This window comes from Methylocapsa acidiphila B2 (assembly GCF_000427445.1).
In the GTDB taxonomy this organism is placed as follows: domain Bacteria; phylum Pseudomonadota; class Alphaproteobacteria; order Rhizobiales; family Beijerinckiaceae; genus Methylocapsa; species Methylocapsa acidiphila.
The window spans coordinates 483,679-505,570 of sequence record NZ_KE386496.1 but is presented as its reverse complement, the minus strand read 5'-3'; the positions used below and the strand labels follow the sequence as shown (position 1 = coordinate 505,570).

Genomic DNA, 21,892 nt, shown 5'->3' with positions numbered 1-21,892 from the left:
GCGGACCCTCCTTTTCAACGCCATCGCATCAGCGAGCTCCGCCATGACCAGCGCCGTAAACGTCTCCGAGCTGATCAACCAATTCGAGATCGCCGCGCGCCTCTCGGCGCAGGGCCGCCTTGTCGCGCGCTCTCCCATCCATGGCGGCGAACTGGCTCGTCTCGCGCTTTCCTCCGGAGATGACGCGACGCGCGCGATCGATCAGGCGCAGGCCGCCTTTCTGGACTGGAGGAGCGTTCCGGCGCCGCGCCGGGGCGAGCTCATCCGCCTCTTCGCCGAGGAATTGCGGGCCCATAAAGCCGCGCTCGGCCTGCTGATCACGATCGAGAATGGCAAGATCCTTCAGGAAGGCCTCGGCGAAGTTCAGGAAATGATCGACATTTGCGATTTCGCGGTCGGTCTTTCGCGCCAGCTCTATGGGCTGACCCTCGCGACCGAGCGGCCGGGCCATCGCATGATGGAGACCTGGCATCCGCTCGGCGTCGTCGGCATCGTCAGCGCCTTTAATTTTCCGGCCGCCGTCTGGGCCTGGAACGCCGCCATTGCTCTCGTCTGCGGCGACGCCCTCGTCTGGAAGCCCTCGGAGAAGACGCCGCTCACGGCGCTCGCCTGCCAGGCTTTGCTTGATCGCGCGGCGGCGCGGTTCGGCGGCGCGCCGCCGGGCCTTTCCAACGTGATTCTCGGTGGGCCGGACCTCGCCGAGGCTTTGGCCGACGATCCACGGGTCCCATTGGTCAGCGCGACAGGCTCGACCCGCATGGGCCGCGCGGTCGCGCCGCGGATCGCGGCGCGTTTCGGCCGCGCGATCCTCGAGCTCGGCGGCAATAATGGGATGATCGTCGCGCCCTCGGCCGATCTCGCCCTCGCCCTGCGCGCGGCGCTCTTCGCCGCCGCCGGGACAGCCGGCCAGCGCTGCACCACGCTGCGCCGCCTGTTCGTGCATGAGAGCATCTATGATGGCTTCATCGCGCGCCTGAAGCGCGCCTTCGCCGAGACCGTGGTCGGCGACCCGCGCGACGCCCAAACGCTGGTCGGGCCGCTGATCGACGAAGCCGCCTATGCGGCGATGCAGGCGGCCTTGGCGGAGGCCGGCGCCGAAGGCGGCCAAGTCAGCGGCGGCGAGCGCCTCCACGCGCAGCTCTGGCCCGAGGCTTTTTATGCGCGCCCTGCCCTCGTCGAGACGCCGCGTCAAACCGCGCTCGTCCGCCGCGAAACCTTCGCGCCCATTCTTTATGTGTTGCGCTATGGCGCGCTCGATGAAGCGATCGCCGCGCACAATGCCGTCGCGCAAGGGCTCTCCTCCTCCATCTTCACCAATGACTTGCGCGAGGCGGAGCTATTCCTGTCGAGCGCGGGAAGCGATTGCGGCATCGTCAATGTGAATATCGGCCCCTCGGGCGCCGAGATCGGCGGCGCCTTCGGCGGCGAAAAAGAGACCGGCGGCGGACGCGAGGCGGGAAGCGATTGTTGGAAGGCCTATATGCGCCGCGCGACCAACACGATCAATTTTTCACGCGATCTGCCGCTGGCTCAGGGCGTTAGGTTCGACGCGCCGGAGGGGCTTGGTTGAAGGGGGTGTTTGGGCGAGGCTCAGATTCGATTTCTGTCTAACCCAGGAGCGGTCTTCCGTTGGATGCGCCATCGACCGGCGGGCGACCCAGAGCACCCTTTCAGCAATGCGCGAAAATCAAGAATATCGCACCATGTGGAAAAGCCCCGCGGCATATAGGTTAAAGTGCGGCTTTTGCCCCTACGGCCAGAATGTGCTACATATTTCCGCATGAAACCATCCGAAGCACTTGCGGCTCACCGCACTGAATTGCGAGAGCTTTTCCTCAACCATGGGCTAGTGCGCCCGCGCGTCTACGGTTCTGTCTTGAGTGGCACTGATACCGAGGAGAGTGACCTTGATCTGTTAGCGGATGCGACGGAAACGACAACCTTGTTCAGGCTGGCTCGTTTGGAACACGTCGCACAAGAGTTGCTGGGCGTTCGAGTATCGATTTTGACGCCGGGGTTTTTGCCCCAAAAATTTAGGGACCAGGTGCTAGAACGAGCAGAGCCGTTATGAAGCACCCGGAGCGCGTTGAAGATTATCTGGAACATATCGCGCAGGCGATTCAGCGAGCAGCGGCATATATTGAGCACTTAGGAGACGTGAGCGCCTTTCGGCAAAGCCAACGCGATCTAGATGCGGTCATACGCAATATCGAGATTATTGGCGAAGCCGCCCGACAAATTCAACAACACGCACCGGAATTTGTGACCGCGCACCCTGAACTGCCCTGGATCGAAATGCGAGGCATGCGCAACAAGATGATCCACAATTACTTTGAAGTGGATGCCAATGTTGTCTGGAGGACAGTCACGCAAGATTTGCCTGCGCTCAAAAAGCAGATCGAATACATACTGAACAAGCACACGCGGGCTTCCCCGGAATCAGACCGCTCCCGATGAAAGCCCCCCATCCACGCGGGCGACGACCGAGACGCATGCGGCCTTCGAAACCGTGAGGCAATGCGCCAACTAGGAGCATGTTCCCTTATCGTGCAAAATTCAAGAGTTTTACATCTGCTACGTGATATAGACGAGGCTGTAGACATAGGATTTTGAACCCTTCCAGCTCACCCAACCGCCATCAGGTGGGGAGGTTCCCTTATTATTTTCAGGTAGCACATTCCATGGCAGCCCCGTGCACGACTGGGTGACTTCGTCCCAAGCCACCCATCCCCAATCCGGTCTCCGCACGATCCAAACATCTTGGTCGAGCCTTTTGTACGCCGGAAGATTGTCGAGCCGCTCAGTGAGTACGAACGTGTAAACGAGTTCGTCGGTCTGTCGCCATAGCTCGAATTTAATTCGCCTGATTATGTCTGCCATAAGAGCAATGTAACAAGCAGACTCTTGTAGCATAGCCCGATCTCATGGCCTGTGCGGAGATCAAGAATTATGCACCGCTAGCTCGCGGCAATTAAATCAAGCGCTTACAGCTCGCATAAATCAGAGGCAAATTCCTCCTTCGCCTCCCTTCGGAGCTTTTCAAGTCAGCCAAGGTCAATAAATGTTTCGCTTCATAAGTAGAAACTCCAGCGGACATGACAGTCCCAGTTCATCGGAAAACTGCTCCGATTTTTCTGTTCCAACAAGCTCCAGCCTTTAATGTCGCGCGCCGCCACGCTCGACGAGGCGACCCGACCATCAAGCGCTCCTTCCCTGCGCAAAAAAATTTCGCCGCCGCGCCGCGTCCCAATCCAATCCGTCATCTAAATGTCATGACCGCGAGCGCTTCTGCGCGCATGAGGTTTTGCGGCCGCGCGGCGCTCCGCGAAGCCTCCACGCGTGGAGCCGGACCATGGATTTCTACAGGCGTTTCACCTTCCTCATTTGCGCGCCCGCCTTCGCTGAGCTCGATCTCGAAGGGCTGCGCCTCCAGCAGATCATCTCGGCGATCGAGAAGCTCGGGCTCGAGGTGGTGCGCGCGCCGCGAATCGAGGATGCAGCGCTTGCCGTCCAGACCGACGCCGCCATTGGCTGCATGGTGGTCGATTGGGGCAAGAAAGGCGTCGAGGGAAAGACCGCCGCGCTCATCAATCTGATGCGGCGGCGCGGGCTCGAAATGCCCATCGTCATGCTGGTGCGGCGCAAGCAATTCGAAGACATTCCGGTCGAGGTTCTCGACTATATCGACGGCTATGTGTTCCTCGCCGAGGAGACGCCAGAGTTCATCGCCAAAAATCTGGTGAGCCGGCTCAAGCAATATGCCGAGACGCTGAAGACGCCCTTCTTCGGCGCGCTCGTCGATTACGCGGAGGAAGGCAATCAGCTCTGGACCTGCCCCGGCCATAATGGCGGCGTGTTTTATGGACGAAGCCCCATCGGCCGCATTTTCGTCGAGCATCTGGGCGAGGCCGTGTTTCGCGACGATCTCGACAATTCCGTGCTCGAGCTCGGCGACCTTCTGACCCATGAAGGCCCGGCGCTGCGGGCTCAAAAGGAAGCCGCCGCGATCTTCGGCGCCGAGAAGACCTATTTCGTCCTCAACGGCACCTCATCGTCGAATAAGATCGTGCTCTCGGCTTTGCTCGCCGAAGGCGATCTCGTTCTGTTCGACCGCAATAATCACAAGGCGGCGCATCATGGCGCGCTCTTCCTCGGCAGGGCGATCCCGATTTTCCTCGAGACCGACCGCAATTGCTACGGATTGATTGGACCGATCTATCCCGAGGCGCTTGATGAGGCGCGCATCCGCGAAAAGATCAAGACCCATCCGCTCGTCAAGGACCCGGAGGCGTGGCGACGCGAGCGGCCGTTCCGCGTCGCCGTCGTCGAGCAATGCACTTATGACGGGACGATCTACAATGCGCGGATGATCCTCGAGCGGATCGGTCCTCTTTGCGATTACATCCTGTTCGACGAGGCCTGGGCCGGATTCCTGAAATTCCATCCGATCTTTTCCAACCGCTTCGCCATGGGCCTCGGCGAATTGGGCCCGAACCATCCGGGGATCATCGCGACGCAATCGACGCATAAGCAGCTCGCGGGCTTCTCGCAGGCCTCGCAGATCCATGTGAAGGATGGGCATATTCGCGGTCAGGACCGGCGGGTCGGCCATCGCCGCTTCAACGAGTTCTTTCTCCTGCACGCCTCGACCTCGCCCTATTATCCGCTGTTCGCCTCGCTCGACGTCGGAGCGCAAATGATGAAGGGCCGCTCCGGCGAGGTCCTTTGGGACGACACGCTCCGGCTCGGGATCGAGCTGCGCAAGAAGCTTCGCGCAGCGCGGCGGGAATTCGAGGAGCGCGAAGCCGATCCGGCGCGGCGCTGGTTCTTCGACGCCTTCGCGCCAGATCATGTTCCCGCGCTCGCCTTGCATCCGGGCGAGCCGCCGCGGCAGATCGCCTGGGAGAATGTTCCAACCGACGAGCTCGCCTCGGACGCGCGCTATTGGGAATTCGCGCCAGGCGCGTCATGGCACGGCTACCAGCATGTCGCGCCGGGCTTCGCGATGGTCGACCCGATGAAGCTCACGATTCTGACGCCCGGTTTCGACAGGAGCAGCGGCGCCTACGAGGCGCATGGGATTCCGGCGCCCGTCGTCGCGCAATATTTGCGCGAGAACCGGATCGTGCCTGAGAAAAACGATCTGAACTCGCTGCTCTTCCTGCTCACGCCCGGGGTCGAGTCGAGCAAGGCCTGGACGCTCTTGAGCGCGCTCGTCGCCTTCAAGCGGCTCCATGACGAAAACGCGCGGCTGGAGGACTCCATTCCCGAATTCGTCCGGCAAAGACCCAAGCGCTACGCCGGTCTGCGGCTACGCGACCTTTGCAGCGAAATGCACGCTTTTTATCGCGAATGCGGCGTCAGCGGCTTGCAGGCGGCACAATTCGCGCCGGACCATTTGCCGGAACCGGCCATGCCCCCGCATGAGGCGGTGCGCGCGATGGTGCGCAACACGGTCGATTATATCCCGATCGAGAAAGTTTTCGGCCGGATCGCAGCGACGCTTTTCCTCGTCTATCCGCCGGGCATCCCGACCATTGTCCCCGGCGAAAGGGTCGGCGACCGCGCGAAACCCATGCTGGACTATCTGAAGATGTTCGAGCGCAGCGCCAATCTCTTCCCCGGCTTCGAGGCCGAAATTCAAGGCGTCTATCGCGAGATCGAGCCGGAAGGGGCCATCCGTTTCTACACTTACGCGGTTCGCGAATAGGTCCGAAAGGCGATCAGCGCGGATCGGCGGGGAGCGCCAACGCCAACGGCAGCGATGCGTCGCCCTCGCCCAGCGCGCGTTGCATCAACACCGTGTCGGTCCATTTGCCGAACTTGAACCCGATCGACTTGAGGACGCCGATCCGCTCGAAGCCGAAGGAATCGTGCAGAAGAAGCGAGGCCGTGTTCTCGGCGTCGACGTAAGATATGATCTGGCGATAGCCGGCCCCGGCGCAAGCCTCGATCAGAGCCGGGAGAAGCTGGCGGCCGACGCCCATCCGCAGATGATCCTTGTGAACATAGATCGAGTGTTTCACGGCGTAGCGATAGGCCGGGCGCTTGCGAAACGGCACCGCATAGGCATAGCCGATAATGGCGCCCCCGCGTTCCGCGACGAGATGCGGCAGGCGATGCTTGAGCATGGATTTGCGCCGCCGCTTGATGTCCTCCGGATGCAGCGGCTCCGTGACATAATCGCCGACCCCATGCTGCACATGATAGGCGTAGATGGAGAGCATCGCCGGCACGTCCTCCTCGGTCGAGGGACGAACGCTGATCTCGGAGGGCTGATCGAGCATGGCGGCTTTCCGGGGCGCGCGGCGCCATTGAGCCGCGACGGAGAAAGAGGCGAGTTATTGAGTGAGCATCACGGAAAAATGACGCCTGTATGACGCCCCAGAAGGCGGTCCGCTGGCTCCGGCGCCGACCGCGCTATTGAGGAGCATCAAACCACGCCTCATGCGATCGCGCATAATTCCGGGCCGATGCGATGCGCGGAGGCGACATGCGGCTGAGTTCAAGCGCTTTCACGGATGGCGGACGGATCCCCCGCCGCTTCACCTGCGACGGAGAGAATTTTTCTCCGCCGCTCGCCTGGAACGACCCTCCGGCGGGAACGCGAAGCTTCGCGCTTCTCTGCGACGACCCGGACGCGCCGTCAGGCACAGTTCACCATTGGGCGCTTTTCGACATTCCGGCCAAACGGCTCGCCCTTGCCGAGGGTGAAGACAGAGATGCGACCAAGGACGAATTCAAGCGGGCCTTGAACGATTTCAATCGAATAGGTTATGGCGGTCCTCGCCCGCCGCACGGGCATGGCCCGCATCGCTATCGCTTCAAGCTGTTCGCCGTTTCGCTTGAGCATTTGCCCTTGGGCGACAGCCCATCTTGCCGCGACGTCGAGCGCGAGGCGCGCAACAATGCGCTCGCCGAGGCGGGTTTTATCGGCGTCTATGAGAGATGAGCCACCACTGGCGCCAACATGGCGCGCCGCAGCTCAATGCGTCTCGCGCAGGAACGTGCCAAATGCGCGCGGACCGTCGCCGACGGCCATTTTCGCCGTGACCTTCAGAGTTTCGGCGTCGATCGCCCAGATCTCGTTCGAAAACCAGTTCGCGACATAGACGCTCGCGCCATCGGCGCTGGTTTCGATTCCCTCGGGATAATCTCCGACGGAGATTCGCTGCATCGGCCGCAGGCTGTCGACGTCGAAGATCGAGACGGTCCCCCCATATTGGTCGCTCGTGAATCCGCGGCCCTTGGCGAGGGCGACTGCATAGGGACGCTTGCCGACCGCGATCGTCCCTATGAGCTTCTGCGACGCGAGATCGACGACGGAAACGTCATTGCCTTCGACATTCGCCGTATAGGCGCGCGCGCCCGCCGCGTCGATCGTCACGCCGAACGGATGTGCGCCGACCTTGACCGCGCCGACGCGGATGAAGCTCGCCGCGTCGATAATGGAGATCTGGTCGTCGTCGCGATCGGCCGTCGCGATGAGCTTGCCGTCCGGCGTGAAAGCGACTCCCGAAGGCGAGGCCCCGACGGCGACCGTCGCGAGAATGGCTCCGCTCGCCGGATCGATCTTATAGAGGCGCGGCTGATAGAATCCGGCGACGCAGATGAAGCGCCCCGCCGGATCGGCGGCGATCCCGAGCGGCGCGTCAGGCAGAGAGATGCGGCGCAGAACCTTCCGCGCGGCCGTGTCAATCACCGAGACATATTTACCCTCGGGACTGGTGACGAAGGCGCTCTTGCCGTCGCGCGACATGGCGATTCCGGCGGGCTTCCCATCGATCTTGATCCGCGCGACGACGGTCTTGGCGGCGAGATCGAGCACGCTCACCGCGTCGCTGGTCTGCTCGGTGATGAAGGCCTCGTCCGCGCGCGCGGCGCCGATCCCGAAAAGACAAGCAGCGCCAAAGGCCATGCGCACAAAGCCGGGGCGCCGCAAGCCGCCCCGACCTGACCAGCGCCTCGGCCGAAGCGTCACTTAGCGGCCTCGACCTTTTTCTTCAGGCTCTCGAGCCCCGACTTGTAAATCTTGGTGACCGCCGCCAACGCGGCGTCGTCGTTCAACTCCGGCGGCGGATCATTATTGGGATAGCCGCGATAGAAGGCGCCGCGCCATTCGACAATGCTTTTGCCGCCCTCGGCCGGCAGAACGGCGATTGTCGACGAGTAATTATTGACCGGCAGCACCTTCACGTCGACATTGTCTATGCGATAGGAATAGGTCTTCTCGGCGGCGTCATATTTGAAGAGGCTCTCGTCGATCGTGGCGCCATTATCGAGCACGATCTGTCGCTTGGCCACATCCGGCTCATTGCCGCCAGAGCCGAGCGTCTTGGCGACGCCCGGAAGCCAGCTCAGGTCATGGAAGTCGGCGATCGCCGCCCAAACCTTCTCCGGCGGTGCGTTGATCTCGATCTTCTCGGTCGTCTTCTGCCGCGAAGGGCCATGGGCCCAAGCGCCGCTCGACAAAGCCGAGGCGACGAGAGCCACGGCGATCCAAATAGACTTCATCCTGCTTCCAACCATGCCTGTGCTTCCCAGTTAGCGCGAGCCGTCGTCGCCGAGGATCGGCGAACAGAGGCTCCTTGCGCGAATTCCCGCCTTATCGCGAAATCCGCGTGAAAATTCGAGCCCAAAGCCCGAGGCTCAAAGCCGGGGACGGCCGACGGCCGGCGCGCCCGGACTTTACGCCCTGTCCGCCGACGGCCTATGATCCACGGCAGCAAATTGCGAGGCGAGCAAACGCCAGCGCCGCGTCTGAATTGAGGTTTTTATGCGTACCGATAGCGCCGAGCCCATTCGCCTGAAAGACTACCGGACTCCAGATTATCTGATCGACAAGGTCGAACTCGATGTCAAGCTTCACCCCACGGCGACCCGCGTCGTTTCGCGCCTGAGCCTTCGTCCGAATCCAAACGGCCGTGCGAGCGCCGCTCTGGTGCTCGACGGCGACGGGCTCGTAGCCATAAGAGCGGCGCTCGATGGAGTGGAACTCGATGTGCAGAACCTCGATCCCGCGATCGGACTCGTCACGCCCGATCAATTGACGATAACCGCGCCGCCGCGTCGGCCCTTCGAGCTCGAGGTCGAGACGAAGATCGATCCCTCGGCCAATACGCGCCTCATGGGCCTTTATCGCTCCGGCGCCGCCTATTGCACCCAGTGCGAGGCGGAGGGATTTCGACGTATTACTTATTTCCTCGACCGCCCCGATGTGTTGAGCGTCTATACGGTGAGATTGGAGGCGGAACGCGCCGAAGCGCCGCTGCTTCTCTCCAACGGCAACAAGATCGCCGAAGGCGCGATCGAAGGAACGACGCGCCATTACGCGCTGTGGCGCGATCCGTTCCCGAAGCCGTCCTATTTATTCGCCTTGGTCGGCGGCGATCTCGGCTCCGTTCACGATGAATTTATCACGAGGTCCGGGCGCAAGGTCGCCCTCGGCATTCATGTCGAGCACGGCAAGGAGCCTCTCGCCGGCTATGCGATGGATGCGCTGAAGCGCTCCATGGGCTGGGACGAAACGGCCTTCGGCCGCGAATATGATCTCGACATTTTCAACATCGTCGCCGTCTCCGACTTCAACATGGGCGCGATGGAGAATAAAGGCCTCAACATATTCAATGATAAATATGTGCTCGCCTCGCCCTCGACGGCCACCGATACGGACTACGCCAATATAGAGGCGGTGATCGCGCATGAATATTTTCACAATTGGACCGGCAACAGGATCACCTGCCGCGACTGGTTCCAGCTCTGCCTCAAGGAAGGGCTGACCGTCTTCCGCGATCATGAGTTTTCCTCGGACATGCGCTCGCGGCCCGTCCATCGCATCGCCGACGTGCGCGCCCTGCGGGCGCAGCAATTTCCCGAGGACGCGGGACCGCTCGCCCATAATGTGCGGCCGGACGCCTATCTCGAGATCAACAATTTCTATACGGCGACCATCTATGAGAAAGGCGCGGAGATTATCCGCGCGCTCAAAGTTCTCATCGGCGACGAGGCCTTCCGGCGGGGCATGGATCTCTATTTCGAGCGCTATGATGGAACTGCCGCCACGATCGAGGATTTTGTGTCCTGCTTCGCCGAGTCCGCGCAGCGGGACCTCACACAATTCTCGCTCTGGTACAATCAGGCGGGGACGCCCCTGGTCGACGTCGCGGCCGCCTATGACGCGGCCGCCAAGACCTTCACGCTAGATTTCGCGCAATCCTGCAAGCCGACGCCGGGCCAGGACGCAAAGCAGCCCTTCGTCATCCCGATCGAGATCGGGCTCGTCGGCGAGGACGGCGGCGATCTGCCCTTGACGACCTCCGATCGCGACGGCGCCAGCGCCGCAGAGTTATCGCGCGGCGTCATCGAACTGACCACCCCGCGACGGCGGATCGTGTTCAGCAATATTCCGAGCCGACCAGTCCCCTCGCTGCTGAGGGGCTTCTCGGCGCCGGTGCGGCTCGACTATGCCGCGAGCGAGAGCGATCTGATCAGGCTCATTTCGCATGACCGCGACAGCTTCAACCGCTGGCAAGCGGCGCAGACCTACGCTACCCGGCTGCTGCTGCGCTCGGTCGGCCTGATCCGCGCCGGCGGCGAGCCCATTCGCGACGAAAGATTCAGCGTCGCGCTGCGCCGCGTGATCGAGAACGGGGCCGATCCGGCCTTTGCGGCGCAGATCGTCTCGATGCCGAGCGAGGCCGACACCGCCAGAGAGATCGGCCAAGACGTCGATCCCGACGCCATTCACGCCGCTCATGAAGCGCTGCGCCGGGCGATCGGGCAGGACTTGAAGGACATTCTATCGGCGACCTACGCGCGGCTGGCGGAGAACGCCCCTTATTCGCCGGACGCCGCGGCCGCCGGACGCCGCGCCCTGCGCAATGTCGCGCTCGATCTCCTCGCCGCCGGCGACCGGATCGAGGGCGAGCGACTCGCCCTGCGCCAGTTCGAGACCGCCGACACCATGACCAATAAGATCGCCGCGCTGAACGTGCTCGCCCATACGCCGGGGGACGCGCGCGAAGCCGCGCTCGACGCCTTCTACCGCGTCCATGCTTCGGAGGCGCTGGTCATCGACAAATGGTTCGCGCTGCAAGCGATGATCCCCGAGCCCGGCGCGCTGCACCGCGTGCGCAGCCTCATGGCGCATCCGGCCTTCTCGATCGCGAACCCCAATCGCGTGCGTTCGCTCATCGGCGCCTTCGCCGCCGGCAACCAGACCCAGTTCAATGCGGCGGATGGCGGGGGCTATGATTTCGTGACCGGGATCGTCGTCGAGCTCGATCGCAAAAATCCCCAAGTGGCCGCCAGGCTGCTTTCGGCGTTCAAAAGCTGGCGCACGCTCGAGCCTGCGCGGCGGCGCCTCGCAGAAGCCGCGCTGCGGCGGGTCGCCGAAGCCGGAGGCCTTTCGCCCGACGTCAGGGACATCGCCGGGCGCTCCTTGGCCTGACGCAAGGCGGGCTCTCTTGCCACTTGGACGCAAGGGGCGCGCGAGCCCCCGCGCGTCATGAACGAAACACACCTGCGAGACCCGACATGACCGAGCAGCTTTGGACAAGCATTGATCAATATATCACCGACTTGTTGGTGCCGGCCGACCCTGCCCTCGACGCCGCGCTGAAAGCGAGCGACGCCGCCGGCCTGCCCAAAATCGCGGTGGCGCCGAACCAGGGCAAGCTCCTGCATTTGCTCGCCCGCATTCAAGGCGCAAAGAAGATTCTTGAGATCGGGACGCTCGGCGCCTATAGCGCCATCTGGCTCGGCCGGGCATTGCCACCGGACGGCCGCCTGATCACGCTCGAATCCGATCCAAAACATGCCGAGGTCGCGCGCGCCAATATCGCCCGCGCTGGCCTCGGCGACCTAGTCGATCTGCGCCTCGGCCGCGCGCTCGACGTCTTGCCTCAGCTCGTCGCGGAAGGGGCGGGTCCCTTCGATTTGATTTTCATCGACGCCGACAAGCAGAATATTCCCGCCTATTTCACTTTCGCGCTTCAGCTTTCGCGGCGCGGCGGCCTCATTATCGTAGATAACGTCGTTCGCAACGGTACGGTGATTGACGCCGACAGCCCTGACCCCAACGTGCAAGGCGTACGTCGGTTCAACACAATGATTGCGGCCGAGCCAAGGGTTAGCGCCACGGAGATTCAAACCGTCGGCAGCAAGGGACATGACGGCTTCGCGCTGGTTCTCGTCACCGCCGACGCATAGCGCCGGCTGCAAGGCGCGTCGTCTCGCCTGAAGGCAGACGCGCATTCCCCAAAAATCGCCTGTCAAATGGCGAACAACTCGGCTTCGAAATAATTTCCCTGCTGCAGCCGGCTTCTGGCCGGGCCGTCGTAACCGACCAGCAGTTGATGATCGCGATGGGGTCTCTTGAACGGCGCGACGCCTTCCGCATGTTCATGAACGAACGGTTCGTGCTTCAAGGCTGCAATCCCGCCTCAATGATCTCACATTCTCCGCGGCGACCGATGATGAAGGGCGCGAAAGCTAGACGCCTTTTTGGCGCGGGGTTCGCCGCGCGCGTGGTCGAAAATGGTCCAAAAACATGATCAAGCCTTCACAGCCGGTCTGACCTTCTTGAGCTAAATTGCGAATCAATTTCCGGTTTTTGCCGTCCATCTGCGGCGCTGGGCGCCATGTTTCCGTCTTGTTCATAATTTCGACAAGATCACATTTTGCGTTCACGGTTCATTAAACTCTGGACAAATTGATCAACTCAGACTCAGATGAACTCGATTCGGAGAGATGCGGCACATCGCTCCGGTCAGTTTCGAGGGGGCCTGACATGGCGCGTGCAAACGCGGCTCATGCTGCTGCGCGAGCAGGGGCATTGCAGGGGCTTGCCGATCGGCAAGGACTTGCCTCAAGGACGACGCAACCAGCGTTCCTTCACTTGGCCAAGATGGAGCTATGGGTGCGCCGCGGCGTCCCCTTGATGGTCGCTGTCTTCGTCATGACGCTCGCCGCGATCACCGCGATCATGACGCGCGACGCCCATGATCGCGCCATTTCCGAAGCCTTCTCCGATCTCGAATTATTCGGCGCCGTCATCGGCGACCATGTGCGCGCATCGCTCAAGACGCCGGGCCCCGCCGAAGCCGAAGCGCAAGTCGCGCAAGCGGTTCCCGCTCGGGCGCTTGCGCGGGGCCAGCAAATCCTCGTCACTAATCTCGCCGGCGACGTGGTCGCGGCTTATCCTCCCTTGCGCGGCTTCCATGGGCCCCTCACCGACTATCTGGGGGCTGGACAGCCGTTGACGATCTTCGCCGAAAAAGCCGGCGTTCTTCGAATTACCCTGTCGGACGGCTCGGAAGCCCTAGCGACAGTCCGCACGCTGGATGCGCCCTTCAGCCAAATCGCCGTGGTTCATCCCATGACGGCGGTCTTGGCCGAGTGGCGCGGCAATGTGTTCCGCATCGCCGTCCTCCTGTTTTGCACCGCGCTCGTCCTCATCGCCATGGCGATCGCCTATTTCTGGCAGGCGTCGAGAGCGCGCGAATCCGACAAGGTTTGCGAGCGCGTGCGCGACCGCATCGACACCGCGTTGAGCCGCGGCCGCTGCGGACTTTGGGATTGGGATCTCGCCCGCGGCCGCATCTATTGGTCGAATTCCATGTATGAGATCCTCGGCATGACGCCGGACAGGCAATTCCTGTCCTTCGGCGACATTAACGCGCTCGTACATCCCCAGGACGGCGACCTCGCCTCCATCGCCGAAGCGCTGACGGCCTCGCAAGCTGATTCCATGGACCATGCCTTTCGCATGCAGAACGTCAAAGGCGAATGGATTTGGCTCCGCGCGCGGGCCGAAGTGGTGCGCGACAGGCCCGGCGAAATGCCGCATCTCGTCGGCATAGCGGTCGACATCACCGAGCAAAAGGCGCTCGCGGAGCGCACCGCAACCGCCGACATGCGCCTGCGCGACGCCATCGAGACGGTGTCCGAGGCCTTCGTTCTGTGGGACGCGCATAATCAGCTTGTGATGTGCAATTCAAAGTTCCAGAAATTCCACAATCTTTCCAGCGAGGCGGTCCGCGCCGGGACGCCTTACGCCCATGTGATGGCCGAAGGGACGCCGCCTCAGATCCAGGCCGAGATCGCGCTCGGCGAGCGGCCGCTCTCCGGCGCGCGCACCTATGAGGCGCGGCTCGGCGACGGCCGCTGGCTCCAGATCAACGAGCGCCGCACCAAGGATGGTGGCTATGTCTCGGTCGGCACGGACATCACCGCACTGAAACGCCATGAAGAGCAATTGATGGACAGCGAGCGCCGCCTCATGGCGACCGTCGCCGATCTGCGCAAGTCGCGGCAAACGCTCGAGACGCAGGCGCAGCAGCTCGCCGACCTCGCCGAAAAATATCTCGAGCAGAAGGCCGAGGCGGAGACCGCGAACCGCGCCAAGTCCGAATTCCTGGCCAATATGAGCCATGAATTGCGCACGCCGCTCAACGCCATCATCGGCTTCTCGGACCTGATGCTGCAGCAGACTTTCGGCGCCCTCGGCTCGCAGAAATATATCGATTATTGCAGCGACATCAGTCAAAGCGGCCAGCATCTGCTCGGCGTGATCTCCGATATTCTCGACATGTCCCGCCTTGAGGCCGGCCGCGTGCGCCTGCAAAAGGCGGATGTCGAGATCGACGCCGCAGTCAGCGGCGCGGTCGCGGCGATCGACGCCATCGCCAAGGAAAAGGACATCACGGTCGTCGCCGAATCCTTGCCCAGCAAGCATGTTCACGCCGACCGCGCCGCGCTCGAAAAGATCCTGACCATTCTCTTGCGCAACGCGGTCAAGTTCACGCCGAACCAGGGCCGCGTCAGCGTCCGCACGCGCATCATTCAGGGCGCCCTCAATATTTACGTCGAGGACAATGGGATCGGCATCGCGCCGGGTCCCTTGGCCCGGCTCGGACGGCCCTTCGAGCAGTTCGAGCGCGCGCTCGACAATGGCATGAAGGGCTCGGGGCTCGGGCTCGCCATTGCAAGGTCCCTCATCGCGCTGCACGGCGGCTCGATGCGCATCCGCTCATCGGTCGGCGCCGGCACGATCGTCCTCGTCCATATTCCCGGATCGCGCGACGCGCCGAGGCAAAAGCTTCTTCATGCGGCGACGACGACGCGCCGGCCGCCGCCGCCTTTGAAGATGAGGGCTGTGGGCCGGGGGTAGAGCCTACGCCAAAGCGGTGGCGCCTTGGTTTGACCCGACGATGAGATTCAGCTGCGTGCGACCGATGACCGCTTTGCGGCCGTCCCGGCCATCCAGGGGCCGCAGACGATGTCTGGAAATCAGACATAACTTTTGGCCGGGAAATATCGAAAACAAGAGAGATATAGGTCTGCGTTGGGGAAGAGACTTCGATCCCGCCCCAGATCGCAATCCGCCGTCAGCAGGCGACAAACATGGACGCTTGTCGCTTTTTGAAGTGGCCGTTTCAGTTTCTGCCAGCGGCTTCTGTTTCATCCATCTAGGCTGCGCAGTGCCAAGCTCTGAGATTATAAACGCGGACATTCGTCAGGCCACGGCTTATCCAGCTATTGACCTCGCTAACTCCATTGTGGCGTACTGCATAGGCTCAGGAAGACTAAAACCGCGCCAATTGCAGATTCTTGATCTTGCTTATCGGAAGCGGTGAGACCTTTTCTGCCGATTTGTGATGCGCCATGCGATGACAGGTTGGACAAAGGATAGCCAAATCATCTACCCGGCTCTGCCGTTCACCCGCCGAAATCGGCCGGAGATGATGTGCATCAAACATCGCGTCTAGATCATCTGTGAACCCACACGCTTCACAAACGATCTTTCCACCGTTGCTCGAGCGATTGTATGCCTTGGCGAGATCCCTCAGACGAGGATCTCGTTCGGCGACCAATGACAATTTCCACGCCTTCTCGCCTTCAGATACCGAGACACGCGGAATAGACGTTGAGCACAGTCGGACCTTCCCTGGGTCTTTGAAGTCTGGCGGCAGCTCAACATCCCAGCGACGAATCACATTCCGATCTTTTAAGGCATCCCACAGCCTGTCGACCTGATCGCCATCTCGCCGCACGCTATCATATGCGTTCTCAAGAATCCTTCGATCAGGAAATCCCAAGTCCTCTACAAGGAGCGGTTCGCCAATCACTGCATACACCTCTGATGGGATAACGGCCACAGGCCATCGCTCAAGCCTTTTGCGTAAGTCCTCATTGCTTACAAAGGCGGTTGTTTCGCCGTAGGCTCCAGTTATCCGGAGCAACTCTACAACGCGTCCTTTTAGATCTTCGGTGACCAACTGGCCGCCTCCGATCGAAACCAAGTAGGGCCGAGTCTGTGAATATTCAGCCACTACTCGCGCGAGCTGAAAGTGCTTTCGGTCTTTTGACTTAGGATCGCCGCGCGATCCGAAGCACATAATGCTTTCCCCAGACCTGCCCCAGACCGCCTTGACGCCCATTAGCGCGTCAGAATTTGGGACAACCTCACGAAACAAGACCGGAACTGGCATGGTCACCTAAAACGTTTGGTTCTATTAGAAGGTAGTGAGAGCCAAATCGCATGGCAGAATATGGTAACGCAATACCCCTAAACCGCTATCCGCTTCCGGCCAGATCCCGTCGTTCAAGTGACACGTTGGCGGTTCTTTGCGCAACGCGGACCTTGAGCTGACCCACAACCAGAAATCCGACCCCGTCCACACGAACTTCGCCAAGCGTGCAAGGCAAATCCATCACGCCCCCGCCCCGCCCAAAACCCTGTTGAAAATGGCGCGCACGCCGGCGCGGGTCTCGCCGAGCTCGGCCTCGAGCGCGTCGAGGCTCGGCAATTGCGCGGCCGCGGCGAGGCGGCGTTTCACGCCTTCGCTCGCCGTGCGTGGATCCGCGCCTTCGTCCAGGGTCAGCCGCAGCATTTGCGTCACATTGGTCAAAAGCCGGTGCGCCTCGGTCAGAACCTGCGCGTCGCCCGTTTCAAGAAAGCCGAACTGGCCCGCCGCCTCGATCACGCCGCAGGTCGAGACGCAGATGAGCTCCGGCGTACGGCACGCATGGCGCAGCAACAGAAATTGCGCCAAAAATTCTATGTCCATCAGGCCGCCCGCCGCGAGCTTCAAATCCCATGGCTCGCTCTCGCCCTTCACCCGCGCAACGAGGCTTCGCATCTCGCGGACCTCGCGCGGCAAGGCCTCGCCGCGCGGGCGCATGAGGACGGCGCGGATTGCGGCGGCGGCCTCGGCGCCGAGCCCGGGATCGCCGGCGACGACGCGGGCGCGGGTCAAGGCCATATGCTCCCAGGTCTCCGCCTCTTTGCTTTGATAGTCGACGAAACTGTCGAACTGCGTCGCGACCGGCCCCTTGCGGCCGGACGGACGCAGCCGCATGTCGACCTCATAGAGCCGGCCGCGCTTCGTCGCCGAGGTCAGGGCGGAGATCAGCCGTTGCGCCAGGCGCGTGTAATATTGCACCGCATGGACCGGCCGCTTCCCATCGGTTTCAGGCCGGGCGCGGTCGAAATCATAGATGAGAATGAGATCGAGATCCGAGGCCGCCGTCATCTCGCGCGAGCCGAGCTTGCCGAGGCCCAAGACGACGCAGCGGCCACCCGGCGCGCGTCCATGCTCCGCGACAAAGGCGCGCTCCACATAAAACAGGCAGACGCGCACGACGGCCGCCGCCAGGGCGGAATAGGCCCGCGCCGCAGTCTCGGGCGCGATCGCGCCCGAGAGCAGACGCAAGCCGATGAGAAAATGCTCCTCCTGCGCAAAATCGCGCGCGGCGTCGAGAAACTCCTCCATGCCGAACTGCGCCTCGAGGAGCGGCGCGGCGCGGGCGTCGAACGCCTCCTCGTCCGTTGGCGCGTCGAGAAAACCCGGCGCGATCGTGGCGTCGAGCAGATGCGGGCGGCTGATCGCCATGCGCGCCAGGCGCGGCGCGGCGCCCAGGAGATCGCCGAAGAGCTGAAGCATGCGCGGATCGGACTTCAGCATCGAGAACAGCTCGATCGCGGCGGGCATGCGCGCAAGCGCGGAATCGAAGCCGGCGAGCGCGGTGTCGGGATCGCCCGAACGCGAGAAAGCCTGAAGCAGCCCCGGCACCAGTTCGGTGATGACCTCGCGCGCGCGGGGCGATTGCACGGCTGGACGACGCCCGAAATGCCAGCCCCGCACGGTCTCGGCCGCCAGCGCCGGTTTCTTGAAGCCGAGCCGCGTCAGGGTGCGCAGCGTTTCCGGATCGTCGCCTGCGCCGGTGAAGACGAGGCTGCCGACGGAGGCGTCAAGGCCCGGCGCGTTCTCGAACAGGAGCGCGTAATGATGCGACACGCGATCGAGATGGTTGAGGAGCGCGTCGTGAAAGCCCTGCTCCCGCGCGAAGCCGCAAAAACGGGCGAAGCGGGTTAAAGGCTCGCCCTCCGGCAGGCGCTGCGTCTGCTCGTCGTCCCGCATCTGCAGCCGATGCTCGACCTCGCGCAAGAACACATAGGCCGCGCTGAGATCGGCGACGGCCTCTTGAGTCACCCATCCGTCGCAGCCGAGCTCCGCAAGCATGTCGAGCGTGCGGCCGCCGCGAAGCCGCGGCCGCTTGCCGCCGAAGATCAATTGCTGAGTCTGGACAAAGAACTCGATCTCGCGAATGCCGCCGCGCCCGAGCTTCACGTCATGCCCCGCGACCTTGATCTCGGCGTGGCCGCGAACCGCATGGATCTGGCGCTTCATCGCGTGAATGTCGGCGATTGCGGCATAATCGAAATATTTGCGCCAGATGAACGGGGAGAGAGTGGCGATAAAGCTCTCGCCGAGCGCCATGTCGCCGGCGATCGGCCGGGCCTTGATGAAGGCCGCGCGCTCCCAATTCTGGCCAACGATCTCGTAATAGGCGCAAGCCGCCGGCACCGCGACGGCGACCGCCGTCGAGCCGGGGTCCGGCCGCAGCCTCAAATCGACGCGCAGCACATAGCTGTCGGCGGTCCGCTCCTGCAGCAACTTAACCAGCTTTTTGGTGAGCCGGACGAAGCTCGTGGCAGGATCGGCCGCGCCCGCGACCACGGCGCTTTGCGGATCGAACAGGACGACGAGATCGACGTCGCTCGAATAATTGAGCTCATGCGCGCCGAGCTTGCCTAGCCCCAGAATGACGAGGCCGCAACCGGTCTCGGGGGCCGCGAGATCTGGAAGGCGCAAGGCCCCCGCGTGATGCGCCTCACTGAGAAGAAAGCGCAGCGCCGCCGAGATAAATGCCTCGGCCGCGCGCGACAAAGCCCGCGTCGCGGCGTCGACGTCGAAAACGCCGCCGAGATCGGCGAGCGCAATGAGCAAAGCGCTTTCCTGCTTGGCCCGGCGCAGCGCGCGCATGACGCAGGCTTCGTCGGCGGCCTCGTCGCAAGCCTGATCCAGCGCGGCGAGACAGGCCGCGAGGCGCTCTTCGGGCGGCTCGCGGAAACAACGCGTGACGCGTGCGGGATCGGCGGTCGCCAGCCGCCAAAGAAAGGGGGAGTGATCCGCGAGCGCCTCAAGCAAGGCCCCAACGCGAGCCTCCGAAGCAAGCGCGCGCAGCTCCTCGGCGTCCGGCGTCGCGAGAAATTCAGCAAGGCGCGCCTTGGCGCGACGCGGGTCGGCGAGCCGCGGCGCCGCGCGCAGGCGCCGCCACAAAGGGAGCCCGCCAAGAGCGTCGCCAAGTCCGTCGCTTGGACGACTCACGCCGCAGCGTCCGGGCGCGGCGGAGCCGGCCCTTCACCGGCGCCTCCGCGCGGATCTTCAGCCGGCGCGCGTTCCAGAGTCGGCCGGCGGACAATGCGCGCCGCCGGAAAGGAGAGGACCGCGCGAAGGCCCGGCTCATTATCCTCGATACGCAAATCTCCCCGATGCAACCGCGCCACGGCGGCGGCGAGCGACAGGCCGAGGCCGGAGCCGGGACGCGACCGCGAATTCTCGAGCCGCACAAAGCGGTCGAGGACGCGCACGCGATCCTTTTCGGGAACGCCCGGCCCTTTGTCGCCGACGCTGATCTCGATCTTGTCGCGATTGCGCCCGGCGACAATCCGCACGCGCTTTTCGTTCATCGCGAACCGCTCCCCTTGCGCGGCCGTCGGCGGCGCCGCGTCCAGCCCATTTTCCAGAACGCCATATTTCAAGGCGTTGTCGAGGAGATTGGCGACGGCTTGGCCGACGAGCTCGCGACTGCCGTATAGGATGAGGCCGGGCTCGGCGGCGACCTCCAGCGCGACGCCGCGCTCCTCCGCCAGCGGCTCATAGAGCTCGCCGACGTCGCGCGCGACGGCCGCCGCGTCGAAGTCGCTCATCCCCTCGCGCCCCGCTCCGGCCTCGGCCCGCGCGATCATCAAGAGCCCGTCGAAAATTTGGATCAGACGATCAGATTCCTCCAGCACTTTTTCCAGCGCGCCGCGATATTCCTCAGGGCTCTTGGCGAGGCGCAAAGCCTGCTCGGCGCGGCCGCGCAGGCGCGTCAGCGGCGTTTTCAGATCATGCGCGATATTGTCGGAAACTTCCTTCAAGCCGGCCATGAGCTCGGCGATCCGCTCGAGCATCGCGTTGAAATTCTCGACCAGGCGATCGAGCTCGTCGCCAGTTCCGGCGAGAGGCAGGCGGCCGGCGAGATCGCCGGCGACGATCTTGCGGGCCTTGGCGTTGATCGCATCGACGCGGTTGAGGACGCGCCGCGCAACCCAAAGCCCGCCGAACATCCCGATCACGACGAGCCAAGACAGCGAGGTTAGAAGCGCACTCTTGAGGATATGACGGAGGCTGTCGCCCTCCTCGAGGTCCTGGCCGACAAGAAGCCGAAAGCCGCCCGGCAGGGCTTCAATCCGCGCGAGCGCGCGCCGCTTCTTTTCAGAGCCGCCCCCCGAAGCCTGGTAGATCGTCTCGAACATGCCGGGATGGTTGAGCAATTCCGGCGGCAGAGCGGCGATATTTCCAGCGATCGGCTGGCCTGCGAAAGTCGTGATGAGATAAAGCCCGGCGCCCGGCCGCCGCGTCCGGCGCTCGACGGTCTCATACAATCGACGAATGCCGCCATGATCGAATTGATCGCGCAACTCGGCGAATTCAGAGTCGAGCGCCTTGCCGATTTTTTCTTCCTGCAGCGCTCTGATGTTGTCGCCGATATTGGCGAGGACGAGGCCGGCCCCGATCGCGGAGATCGCCAGATAGGCGAGCGATATTTTGAAGACAGTGGTGCGAAAGAACTTACCGAGAGCCATCACGGATCATATATCCCGCGCCGCGGATCGTCTGCAGGAGCGGCGGGTCGAAACCCTTGTCGATCTTGCTTCGCAGCCGAGAAATGTGGACGTCGATGACATTCGTCTGCGGATCGAAATGATAGTCCCAGACATTTTCGAGAAGCATGGTCCGCGTGACGACCTGTCCAGCATGTTTCATTAAGTATTCAAGCAGGCGGAACTCGCGCGGCTGCAGCTGGATCTCCTTGCCGTCGCGGGTGAGCTTATGCGCCAGACGGTCGAGCTCGAGACCGTTCACGCGATAGACCGTCTCCTCTCCCGAACCCGGCTGCTTGCGCCGCGCCAAGGCCTCCACGCGCGCCAGGAGCTCGGAAAAGGCGTAGGGCTTGGCGAGATAATCGTCGCCGCCGGCGCGCAATCCCTTGACTCGGTCGTCGACCTGGCCGAGCGCCGAGAGGATCAAGGTCGGGGTCTCGATCTTTTGCGCCCGCAGGCCGCCGATCAGCGAGAGGCCGTCGAGCTTGGGCAGCATCCGGTCGACCACGAGCACGTCATAGGATTCGTCGCGCGCCCGCGCATAGCCTTCGAGGCCGTCGCCGACATGATCGGCGACATGGCCGGCCTCCCGAAAGGCCTTGACCATGTAATTCGCCGCTTCCGAATCGTCTTCGACAACGAGAATGCGCATGAAAGACATATAGCAAATCTCAT

The 21,892-nt window shown here is 62.8% G+C and carries 16 protein-coding genes; 8 read left to right on the top strand and 8 right to left on the bottom strand.

Annotation, left to right across the window (positions count from 1 at the left end):
• Window positions 1-43: 43 nt before the first annotated feature.
• The 4 genes from amaB (at window position 44) to METAC_RS0103710 (ending at window position 5,710) form a co-directional block, all read left to right on the top strand.
• Entirely contained in the window at window positions 44-1,570 is a 1,527-nt protein-coding gene (gene amaB, locus METAC_RS0103735; RefSeq protein ID WP_026605981.1) for an L-piperidine-6-carboxylate dehydrogenase, read from the top strand.
• A gap of 210 nt (window positions 1,571-1,780) precedes the next feature.
• On the top strand, window positions 1,781-2,071 hold the full coding sequence (locus tag METAC_RS0103730) for a nucleotidyltransferase family protein (RefSeq protein ID WP_026605980.1): 291 nt from the start codon (window positions 1,781-1,783) through the stop codon (window positions 2,069-2,071).
• Window positions 2,068-2,457 (top strand): HepT-like ribonuclease domain-containing protein, encoded by a 390-nt coding sequence (locus METAC_RS0103725; protein WP_026605979.1) that lies wholly within the window; start codon window positions 2,068-2,070, stop codon window positions 2,455-2,457. The genes METAC_RS0103730 and METAC_RS0103725 overlap by 4 nt, the downstream gene beginning before the upstream one ends.
• 895 nt (window positions 2,458-3,352) lie before the next feature.
• Window positions 3,353-5,710, top strand: a complete 2,358-nt coding sequence (locus tag METAC_RS0103710) for an Orn/Lys/Arg family decarboxylase (protein WP_026605977.1) — start codon at window positions 3,353-3,355, stop codon at window positions 5,708-5,710.
• 13 nt (window positions 5,711-5,723) lie between these two features.
• Here the strand turns inward: METAC_RS0103710 and METAC_RS22225 are convergent, their stop codons facing one another.
• Entirely contained in the window at window positions 5,724-6,287 is a 564-nt protein-coding gene (locus METAC_RS22225) for a GNAT family N-acetyltransferase (protein WP_036255256.1), read from the bottom strand.
• A gap of 206 nt (window positions 6,288-6,493) precedes the next feature.
• Between METAC_RS22225 and METAC_RS0103700 the strand changes: the two genes are divergently transcribed.
• A complete protein-coding gene (locus METAC_RS0103700; protein WP_026605976.1) occupies window positions 6,494-6,952 on the top strand; it encodes a YbhB/YbcL family Raf kinase inhibitor-like protein in 459 nt (152 codons plus the stop codon).
• 33 nt (window positions 6,953-6,985) lie between these two features.
• Here the strand turns inward: METAC_RS0103700 and METAC_RS0103695 are convergent, their stop codons facing one another.
• Together METAC_RS0103695 and METAC_RS0103690 are read right to left on the bottom strand one after the other, a co-directional pair.
• Complete coding sequence (locus METAC_RS0103695) at window positions 6,986-7,918, bottom strand: YVTN family beta-propeller repeat protein (RefSeq protein WP_036255254.1); 933 nt, start codon at window positions 7,916-7,918, stop codon at window positions 6,986-6,988.
• Window positions 7,919-7,977: 59 nt separating this feature from the next.
• The gene (locus METAC_RS0103690) at window positions 7,978-8,514 is read right to left on the bottom strand and encodes an SRPBCC family protein (RefSeq protein ID WP_026605974.1); all 537 of its coding nucleotides are present in this window, start codon (window positions 8,512-8,514) and stop codon (window positions 7,978-7,980) included.
• Between the two features lie 262 nt (window positions 8,515-8,776).
• Here METAC_RS0103690 and pepN point away from each other — a divergent pair, with 262 nt between their 5' ends.
• Both pepN and METAC_RS0103680 read left to right on the top strand, forming a co-directional pair.
• Window positions 8,777-11,449 (top strand): aminopeptidase N, encoded by a 2,673-nt coding sequence (pepN, locus tag METAC_RS0103685; protein WP_026605973.1) that lies wholly within the window; start codon window positions 8,777-8,779, stop codon window positions 11,447-11,449.
• Between the two features lie 86 nt (window positions 11,450-11,535).
• Window positions 11,536-12,210, top strand: a complete 675-nt coding sequence (locus METAC_RS0103680) for an O-methyltransferase (RefSeq protein ID WP_026605972.1) — start codon at window positions 11,536-11,538, stop codon at window positions 12,208-12,210.
• 62 nt (window positions 12,211-12,272) lie between these two features.
• Here METAC_RS0103680 and METAC_RS26305 read toward each other — a convergent pair whose 3' ends face one another.
• Complete coding sequence (locus METAC_RS26305) at window positions 12,273-12,428, bottom strand: DUF3616 domain-containing protein (RefSeq protein ID WP_198017163.1); 156 nt, start codon at window positions 12,426-12,428, stop codon at window positions 12,273-12,275.
• 491 nt (window positions 12,429-12,919) lie between these two features.
• Between METAC_RS26305 and METAC_RS0103665 the strand changes: the two genes are divergently transcribed.
• Window positions 12,920-15,172 carry a PAS domain-containing sensor histidine kinase gene (locus METAC_RS0103665; RefSeq protein ID WP_342446935.1) on the top strand — a complete coding sequence of 751 codons (2,253 nt, stop codon included), beginning with the start codon at window positions 12,920-12,922 and terminating at the stop codon, window positions 15,170-15,172.
• 415 nt (window positions 15,173-15,587) lie between these two features.
• Here the strand turns inward: METAC_RS0103665 and METAC_RS25650 are convergent, their stop codons facing one another.
• The 4 genes from METAC_RS25650 to METAC_RS0103640 form a co-directional block, all read right to left on the bottom strand.
• A complete protein-coding gene (locus METAC_RS25650) occupies window positions 15,588-16,280 on the bottom strand; it encodes an HNH endonuclease (protein ID WP_198017162.1) in 693 nt (230 codons plus the stop codon).
• A gap of 435 nt (window positions 16,281-16,715) precedes the next feature.
• Window positions 16,716-19,676 carry a bifunctional [glutamine synthetase] adenylyltransferase/[glutamine synthetase]-adenylyl-L-tyrosine phosphorylase gene (locus METAC_RS0103650; RefSeq protein WP_051335363.1) on the bottom strand — a complete coding sequence of 987 codons (2,961 nt, stop codon included), beginning with the start codon at window positions 19,674-19,676 and terminating at the stop codon, window positions 16,716-16,718.
• Window positions 19,673-21,199, bottom strand: coding sequence for an ATP-binding protein (locus METAC_RS22220; RefSeq protein ID WP_051335362.1), 1,527 nt, complete (start codon window positions 21,197-21,199; stop codon window positions 19,673-19,675). The genes METAC_RS0103650 and METAC_RS22220 overlap by 4 nt, the downstream gene beginning before the upstream one ends.
• Entirely contained in the window at window positions 21,186-21,869 is a 684-nt protein-coding gene (locus tag METAC_RS0103640; protein ID WP_026605969.1) for a response regulator transcription factor, read from the bottom strand. Before METAC_RS0103640 ends, METAC_RS22220 begins: the two co-directional genes overlap by 14 nt.
• Window positions 21,870-21,892 lie beyond the last annotated feature (23 nt).